At 66.3% G+C, this 7,654-nt stretch carries 8 protein-coding genes; 6 read left to right on the top strand and 2 right to left on the bottom strand.

Annotated features, from left to right (window positions below):
* From sucB to AOT87_RS05850, 5 genes are all read left to right on the top strand, one after another.
* Positions 1–1,080 (top strand): 2-oxoglutarate dehydrogenase, E2 component, dihydrolipoamide succinyltransferase (gene sucB / locus AOT87_RS05870; RefSeq protein WP_082635950.1); only part of this gene is annotated, 1,080 nt, incomplete at its 5' end.
* A 3-nt stretch (positions 1,081–1,083) separates the two neighbouring features.
* Positions 1,084–1,986, top strand: coding sequence for a TIGR01777 family oxidoreductase (locus AOT87_RS05865; RefSeq protein ID WP_057969164.1), 903 nt, complete (start codon positions 1,084–1,086; stop codon positions 1,984–1,986).
* Positions 1,987–1,990: 4 nt separating this feature from the next.
* Positions 1,991–2,710: a lipoyl(octanoyl) transferase LipB gene (gene lipB, locus AOT87_RS05860; RefSeq protein WP_044104420.1), complete on the top strand. Its 720-nt coding sequence runs from the start codon at positions 1,991–1,993 to the stop codon at positions 2,708–2,710.
* Complete coding sequence (gene lipA / locus AOT87_RS05855) at positions 2,707–3,696, top strand: lipoyl synthase (protein ID WP_057969165.1); 990 nt, start codon at positions 2,707–2,709, stop codon at positions 3,694–3,696. The genes lipB and lipA overlap by 4 nt, the downstream gene beginning before the upstream one ends.
* Before the next feature lie 34 nt (positions 3,697–3,730).
* A complete protein-coding gene (locus AOT87_RS05850) occupies positions 3,731–4,480 on the top strand; it encodes a DUF4191 domain-containing protein (RefSeq protein ID WP_030095436.1) in 750 nt (249 codons plus the stop codon).
* Here AOT87_RS05850 and AOT87_RS05845 read toward each other — a convergent pair.
* Entirely contained in the window at positions 4,467–5,696 is a 1,230-nt protein-coding gene (locus AOT87_RS05845) for a cytochrome P450 (protein WP_057969166.1), read from the bottom strand. The genes AOT87_RS05850 and AOT87_RS05845 overlap by 14 nt on opposite strands.
* A gap of 168 nt (positions 5,697–5,864) precedes the next feature.
* Here AOT87_RS05845 and AOT87_RS27585 point away from each other — a divergent pair, with 168 nt between their 5' ends.
* On the top strand, positions 5,865–6,509 hold the full coding sequence (locus AOT87_RS27585) for a TetR/AcrR family transcriptional regulator (RefSeq protein ID WP_081343178.1): 645 nt from the start codon (positions 5,865–5,867) through the stop codon (positions 6,507–6,509).
* Here AOT87_RS27585 and AOT87_RS05835 read toward each other — a convergent pair.
* A complete protein-coding gene (locus AOT87_RS05835) occupies positions 6,392–7,654 on the bottom strand; it encodes a SidA/IucD/PvdA family monooxygenase (protein WP_057966262.1) in 1,263 nt (420 codons plus the stop codon). The genes AOT87_RS27585 and AOT87_RS05835 overlap by 118 nt on opposite strands.

The raw sequence follows: 7,654 nt of genomic DNA, 5'->3' as shown, positions 1-7,654 counted from the left end.
GTGCCCCCGGCGCCCGCACCGGCCCCAGCAGCACCGGCGGCACCCGCAGCGCCAACACCGGCGCCTGCCGCACCCGCACCGGCCGCTCCCCCCGCACCCGCAGCCCCGGCGGCACCGGCACCCGCTGCTGCCGCCGACGCGGGCGACAACCCGTACGTGACCCCGCTGGTCCGCAAGCTCGCGGCCGAGAACAACGTGGATCTGTCCGCGCTGACCGGCAGCGGTGTGGGTGGACGCATTCGCAAGCAGGACGTCCTGGCTGCCGCTGAGGCCGCCAAGGCCCCCGCACCCGCAGCAGCGGCAGCTCCCGCGGCTGCGGCGCCATCGGCTCCGGCGGCTCCTGCTGCGCTGGCCCATCTGCGCGGAACCACGCAGAAGGCCAACCGGATTCGTCAGCTCACCGCCAAGAAGACACGCGAATCGCTGCAGCAGACCGCGCAGTTGACCCAGACCCACGAGGTCGACGTCACCAAGATCGCGGCGCTGCGGGCTCGCGCCAAGGCGACGTTCGCCGAGCGTGAAGGCGTCAACCTGACGTTCCTGCCCTTCTTCGCCAAGGCCGCGGTGGAGGCGCTCAAGTCGCACCCGAACGTCAACGCGAGCTACAACGAGGACAGCAAGGAGATCACCTACTTCGATGCCGAGCATCTGGGCATCGCGGTAGACACCGATCAAGGTCTGCTGTCTCCGGTGATCCACAACGCCGGTGATCTGTCGCTGGCCGGGCTGGCCCGGGCCATCGCCGATATCGCCGCCCGCGCGCGCTCGGGGAACCTCAAGCCCGACGAACTCGCCGGTGGCACCTTCACCATCACCAACATCGGCAGCCAGGGCGCGTTGTTCGACACCCCGATCCTGGTGCCGCCGCAGGCCGCCATGCTCGGCACTGGTGCAATCGTGAAGCGTCCCAGGGTGATCCGTGACGAAGCGGGTAACGAATCGATCGGTATCCGGTCGGTGTGCTACCTGCCGCTGACCTACGATCACCGCTTGATCGACGGAGCCGACGCGGGGCGGTTCCTCACCACCATCAAACATCGCCTGGAAGAGGGGGCTTTCGAGGCGGACCTGGGTCTGTAACCCATGCGTGTCGTCATCGCCGGCTCCTCGGGGATGATCGGGTCGGCGCTCGTCGCGTCGCTGCGTGCCGCAGACCACACCGTGGTCCGGCTGGTTCGCCGCGACCCGATGGGCCCCGACGAGCGGCGCTGGGATCCGGCGAGCGGGCAGATAGAGCCCGGTGCTCTCGAGGGTGCCGATGCCGTCGTCAACATGTGCGGTGTCGGTGTCGCCGACAAGCGCTGGTCGGGTGCCTACAAGCAGGAGATCTACGACAGCCGCATCATCCCCACGGAGGTGCTGGCCGGTGCCGTCGCCGATGCCGGCGTGCCGGCGTTGATCAACGCCTCCGCAGTCGGCTACTACGGCGACAGCGGAGACCGCGTCATCGACGAAACCGCATCCAGCGGTACCGGTTTCCTCGCCCGTGTGTGCATCGACTGGGAAGCCGCCACCGAGGAGGCCGTGCAGGCCGGAACCAGGGTGGTGATCGTGCGCACCGGCCTGGTGCTCTCCCCCGCCGGAGGGCTCTTCGGCAGATCACGCCCGCTTTTCGCCGCGGGTCTGGGAGCACGGCTGGGCAACGGACGCTGGTACATGCCGTGGATCAGCCTTGAGGACCAGATCCGGGCCCTCGAGTTCACACTGACCGAATCGACGCTCTCGGGACCGGTCAATCTCACCGGCCCGGCACCGGTGACCAACGCCGAGTTCACCGCGGCCCTCGGCCGGACTCTGCATCGCCCGACCCTGCTGGTAGCGCCGCAGTTCGCGCTCCGGGCCGTCCTCGGCGAGTTCGCCGACGCCGAAATGACACGCAGCATGCGCGTCATCCCGGCGGTCCTGGAACAGCACGGATTCGAGTTCGAGCACCACACCATCGGCGAGGCGCTCGCCTACGCCAACAACAGCCGACCGATGAAGTGAGATAATGGAACCCGTGCACCGCTCTCATGGATCCATCCGATCCAGCGCAGATCCCGTCGTCGTACGGGACCTGGGCATGATCGACTATGAGGCGGCCTGGGAGCTGCAGCGTGACATCGTCGAGGCCCGCGTGGCCGGAGGACCCGACACGCTGCTGACCTTGCAGCATCCGGCGGTGTACACCGCGGGTCGGCGCACCGAAGCGCAGGAACGGCCGATCAACGGTGCACCCGTCATCGACACCGATCGCGGCGGCAAGATCACCTGGCATGGACCCGGCCAGTTGGTCGGCTACCCGATCGTGCGATTGGCCGAGCCTATCGACGTCGTGAACTACGTTCGGCGTCTTGAAGAATCGATCATCGCGGTATGCGCACAGCTGGGTGTACAGACCAAACGTGTCGACGGCCGCTCTGGTGTGTGGCTGGCCGCGGGCGGCGGGAAGCCGGAGCGCAAGATCGCCGCGATCGGGGTCCGTGTGCAGCGCGGGGTCACCATGCACGGGTTCTCGTTGAACTGCAATAACAGCCTGGACGCCTACCTGCCGATCGTGGCCTGCGGCATCACCGACGCCGGTGTGACCACCCTGTCCGCCGAACTGGGCCGGGATGTCACCATCGACGAGGTGCACGACCAGGTCGTTTCCTCGGTGATCGACGCACTCGAGGGCCGCCTGGCCGTCGGGGCGGCGGGCGGGAGCAGCGCAGGAGCGGTGGGCGCATGACCGAACCCCGCAAGCTGCTGCGACTGGAAGTTCGCAACGCCCAAACCCCCATCGAGCGCAAGCCCGACTGGATTCGCACCCGCGCCAAGATGGGCCCCGAATACAAGGAACTCAAGTCGCTGGTGCGCTCGGGTGGGCTGCACACCGTGTGCGAGGAAGCCGGATGCCCCAACATCTTCGAATGCTGGGAGGACCGCGAGGCCACCTTCCTCATCGGTGGTGAGCAGTGCACCCGCCGCTGCGATTTCTGCCAGATCGACACCGGCAAGCCCGCCGACCTGGACCGCGACGAGCCACGCCGGGTGGCCGAGAGCGTGCACACCATGGGTCTGCGGTACTCGACGGTCACCGGCGTGGCCCGTGACGACCTGCCCGACGGTGGCGCCTGGCTGTACGCCGAAACCGTGCGGTACATCAAGCAACTCAACCCGGCCACGGGTGTCGAGCTGCTCATCCCGGACTTCAACGCCGTCCCGGAGCAGCTGGAAGAGGTGTTCGCATCCCGCCCCGAGGTGCTGGCGCACAACCTGGAGACAGTGCCGCGGGTGTTCCGCCGCATCCGGCCCGCATTCAGCTATGAGCGAAGCCTGTCGGTGATCACCGCCGCCCGCGAAGCGGAGCTGGTGACCAAGAGCAACCTGATACTCGGGATGGGTGAAACCAACGACGAGATCCGGGAAGCTCTGGTCGCGCTGCACGAAGCGGGCTGCGACATCATCACCATCACCCAGTATCTGCGGCCCTCACCGCGCCACCATCCGGTTGATCGCTGGGTCAAACCGCAGGAATTCGTGGAGCTTTCCGAGTTCGCAGAGGGTCTGGGCTTCGCAGGTGTGATGGCCGGGCCGCTGGTGCGTTCCTCGTACCGGGCCGGTCGGTTGTACGCACAGGCGATGGCCCACCATGGACGGCCCCTGCCCGCCGAGCTGGAGCACCTGGCGGAGGCGGGTTCGGCCCGGCAAGAGGCCATCAACCTCATCGGATGACAGGCACGTTGCCGCCGGGCGATATTCTCTAGCCATGCCTAAATCACTGAGTCCCGCCGAAGCCAAGGCCGCCAAGGCCGAGGCAAAGGCGCGTCGCAAGGTCGAATCGAAGGCGCGCCGCGCCCAGATGTGGCAGGCCTTTCAGATTCAGCGCAAGGAAGACAAGCGGCTTCTGCCGTACATGATCGGCGCGTTCGTACTGATCGTCGCCGCATTCGCGGTCGCCGGATACTTCTCGGGCGGCATCAGCGTGTTCATGTTCCCGATCCTGGGCGTGGTGCTCGGCGTGCTGGTCGCGTTCATCATCTTCGGCCGGCGCGTGCAGAAATCGGTCTTCACCAAGGCCGAGGGTCAGAAGGGCGCCGCAGGCTGGGCGCTGGACAACATGCGCGGTAAATGGCGGGTCACCACCGGGGTCGCCGGAACCACACAGCTCGATGTCGTGCACCGCGTCATCGGCCGGCCCGGCATCATCTTCGTCGCCGAAGGTGCTCCCGGACGGCTGGGCCCACTCCTGGCGCAGGAAAAGAAGCGCACCGCACGTGTCGTCGGCGATACGCCGATCTACGACGTCATCGTCGGCAACGAGGATGGCCAGGTGCCGCTGTCCAAACTGGAGCGCCACCTCACCAAGCTTCCCGCCAACATCACCGCCAAGCAGATGGACTCCCTGGAGTCACGGCTCTCGGCGCTGGGCTCACGCGCCGCGGCCATGCCGAAGGGGCCGATGCCCGGTCAGGCGAAGTCGCGCGGCGGAATGCAGCGCACCATCAGGCGGCGTTAGATCCCAGGCTGAGCTCCAGCTCCAGTTTCTGGTGCCGCCGCACCATGATGCTCGGAACCCACTGCGCACCACCGGATTTGATCGTGAATTCACGCGTCTGGTCGAGCAGCAGATTGATCGCGGTACGCGCCTCCAGGCGCGCCAGTGCCGCCCCGACGCAGAAGTGCAGGCCCTTGCCGAAAGTGATGTGACTGCGCGGGCTGGGCCGGTCGAGGCGCAGCGCGTCGGGGTTTTCGAAGATCTCCGGATCGCGGTTGGCCGCACCCCAGAGCAGGGTGAGGTGGCTGCCCGCGGGCAGCTGGACCCCGCCGAGCGAGGTGTCCGCCACCACGTGCCGGTGATGTCCGCGAAACGGCGACTCCAACCGCAGCACCTCTTCCAGGAACGTGGGCAGCAGGGCACGGTCGTCCCGGATGCGCTGCTGCAGTTCGGAATTCTCTCCGAGAATGCGCACCGCGTTGCCCATCAGTCCGGCGGTGGATTCGCCGCCGGCGCCGACCAACTGCACCAGGATCATCACACCGATGTCCAGCGAGATGTCTGCCCGATTGCATGCCTGTGCCAGGTATCCGAGCAGGTCCTCGCCTGGGGCAGCCAGCTCCTTCTCCAGATGCTCACGCAGGTAGAGGACGAGGTACATGGTGTCGGTAACGACCTGAGTCTGCCGCTCGGCGGTGTTGAGCCCGCCGAGCATCTCGGTGCTGGAGTATCCCCACTGCACCAGTTGCGGCACGTCCTCATCGGGCAGCCCGATAAGCCGGGCCACCATGGTCATCGGCAGCGCATCGCCCATCGCGGCCATCCAGTCGATGCCCTGACCGTCGCATCCGCGTTCCCACAATTGGGCTCCCGTCTCGGCCATCACCGGTTCCAGTGCGGTGATGCGCTTGGCGACCAATGTCGGGAGCACCAGTTTGCGATGCGCATGATGGACCGGATCGTCACCGGTGGCCAGGACGTGGGTGGGATCGGCAGGCGGTCCCATCGCCGCGACCGTCAGTCCCGTCTCGCAGTCCTGAGACTTCATCAGCGCGGCAGTGAGGTTGGAGGAGAAGTCCTCGGTGCGCTCGGTGGCCTCCACCACAAGATCCCAGCGGGAGACGAAGTAGAAGCCGGAATCCCCTGCGGGCCACACCGGTGCCGTCTCACGCAGCCGCCGGTAGAACGGATAGGGATCCTCCAGGATCTGCGGGTCGAACAATTCCACGGTGCTCATCACTCATGAGGCTGACAGACCGGAAAACCGCACGTCAAGGCATTCGGGAAACTGAGAAACACCTGTTCAGAGGCATGATCTGTGGCGTCTCACGGCGGCTGCGCTACCAGCAGAAACACTGAGAATTCTAGGTAGTTATGTCTCATCTTGAGATAGATTGAGGAACTGATGTCACCTCACTCCGACTGGCTGCACCCCGGCGACCGCCATGCCGCGGCCGCCGACCGCATCGTGTCGGTCGCGGCTCGGCAGATCGCGCGGCACGGGCTGGACCGGCTGAATCTGGATGCGGTGGCCCGCGAGGCGGGGTGCTCACGCGCGACGCTGTATCGGCACATCGGAGGCAAGCCTGCGATTGTCGACGCCGTGCTGGCCCGGAACATCGCAAATGTCACCACCGACATACAGCGGGCGGTCGAGTCCGCGGACGCCCAGCGGCGTGCGGTCACCGCCATCACCGCCTCGTTGACCGCTATCCGCAACGATCCGATTGTCAGCGCAATGGTGGCGACGATGTCGCCGGCCTCGCTCGGCTCCTATCTGAGCCCGACCTCCGAAATTCCACGTTCGGCGTCAATGTTTACCGGGCTCGCTGACGACACTGCCGCGCAATGGATTTCGCGCGTAGTGATGGCATTTCTGTTCTGGCCCGCAGCAGACCCGGCGCTGGAGGCAGAGATGATCGAGCGCTTCGTCTACCCGGTCTTGAAGGACGCCACCGCGTCACGGGTCTCCGCCTCGGCGACCAGCGAATCCACAATCTCGCCAGCCCGCACCGCGACATTGGAGAGCAACGAGGACGACAGCCCGTGACTGTGCTCCACCGATCCGTTGAGGTAGACGTCTCCCGGGGCACCTGCCCGCGCCCGTAGCCGGTAGTCGCGTTCGACCACCGGCCGGCCATCGGCGTCGAATTCGTAACACGAAGCCAGCGGTCCCAGGAATGCCCGCACATCCAACGGCCGGTACCCGGTGGCGTACACCACCAAATCGCAGTCGAGCAGCTCGGTCGAAGAGCTCGGCTGATGTGTCACGGCCAGGCGTACCCGTTCGGGCGCCTCGTCCACGGCAACGATCTTCGAGGCGTTGTGCATCCACAGGCGCCGCTGCCCGCTGACCCGTTCCCGATACTCGCGGTCGTAGAGATCGGCGATCAGCGGAGAGTCGACTGCCGCGTAGTTGGTGTCGCGGTGATAGTCGACCAGCTGGCGACGGATCTCGGGGGGCGCACCATAGAAGTCGTCCACCGCGGCCGGATCGAAAATCCTGTTCGCGTAGGGGCTGTCATCTGCCGGGCTGTATCCGTAGCGCGCAAAGATCGCGTGCACCTGGGCATCGGGGTAGCGGCTGTGCAGATACGCCACCGCCTCGGCCGCGCTCTGCCCGGCGCCCACCACCGCGACGCGGGCCGGAGCACCGTCCCACGTACCGAGCCGGTGCAACAGCTCGCTGCTATGCCATTGCCGCGCGGTGGGATTGATACCGGACGGCATCGCCGGGAACGTTCCGCAGCCGAGGACAAGAGCCCGCGCATGCGTCAGACGGTCCGGCGACAATCCCGACGTGTCCTGCAGCCGCACCTCGAACCCGTCGGCGGCGGCGCGAACTCCGACCATCCGCGAGGAATAGACGACATCGGCCCCGAGCGCCTGCTGCGCCCAATCCAGGTAGTCGTGGAATTCCTCCCGGGTCGGGAAGAAACTCTGTTGGTTGATGAAGTCCGGCAGTCGCCCACGCTCTGTCAGGTAGTTGACAAAGGTGTAGTGACTCTTGGGATTTCGTAAGGTCACCAGGTCTTTGAGGAAGGCGACCTGCATCCGCGCGCCCGGGATCAGCATGCCGCGATGCCATCCGAATTGCGATTGGGCATCAACGAACTTCGCCGATGCCCGGTGCGGATGTTCGGAGAGCGCTATTGCCAGCGCCAGGTTCGATGGCCCGAATCCGATCCCGAGCAC

The sequence above is a fragment of the Mycobacteroides sp. H003 genome, assembly GCF_001440135.1.
In the GTDB taxonomy this organism is placed as follows: domain Bacteria; phylum Actinomycetota; class Actinomycetes; order Mycobacteriales; family Mycobacteriaceae; genus Mycobacterium; species Mycobacterium gwanakae.
The sequence above is the reverse complement of the archived record's forward strand: the minus strand, read 5'-3'. Positions and strand labels throughout refer to the sequence as shown.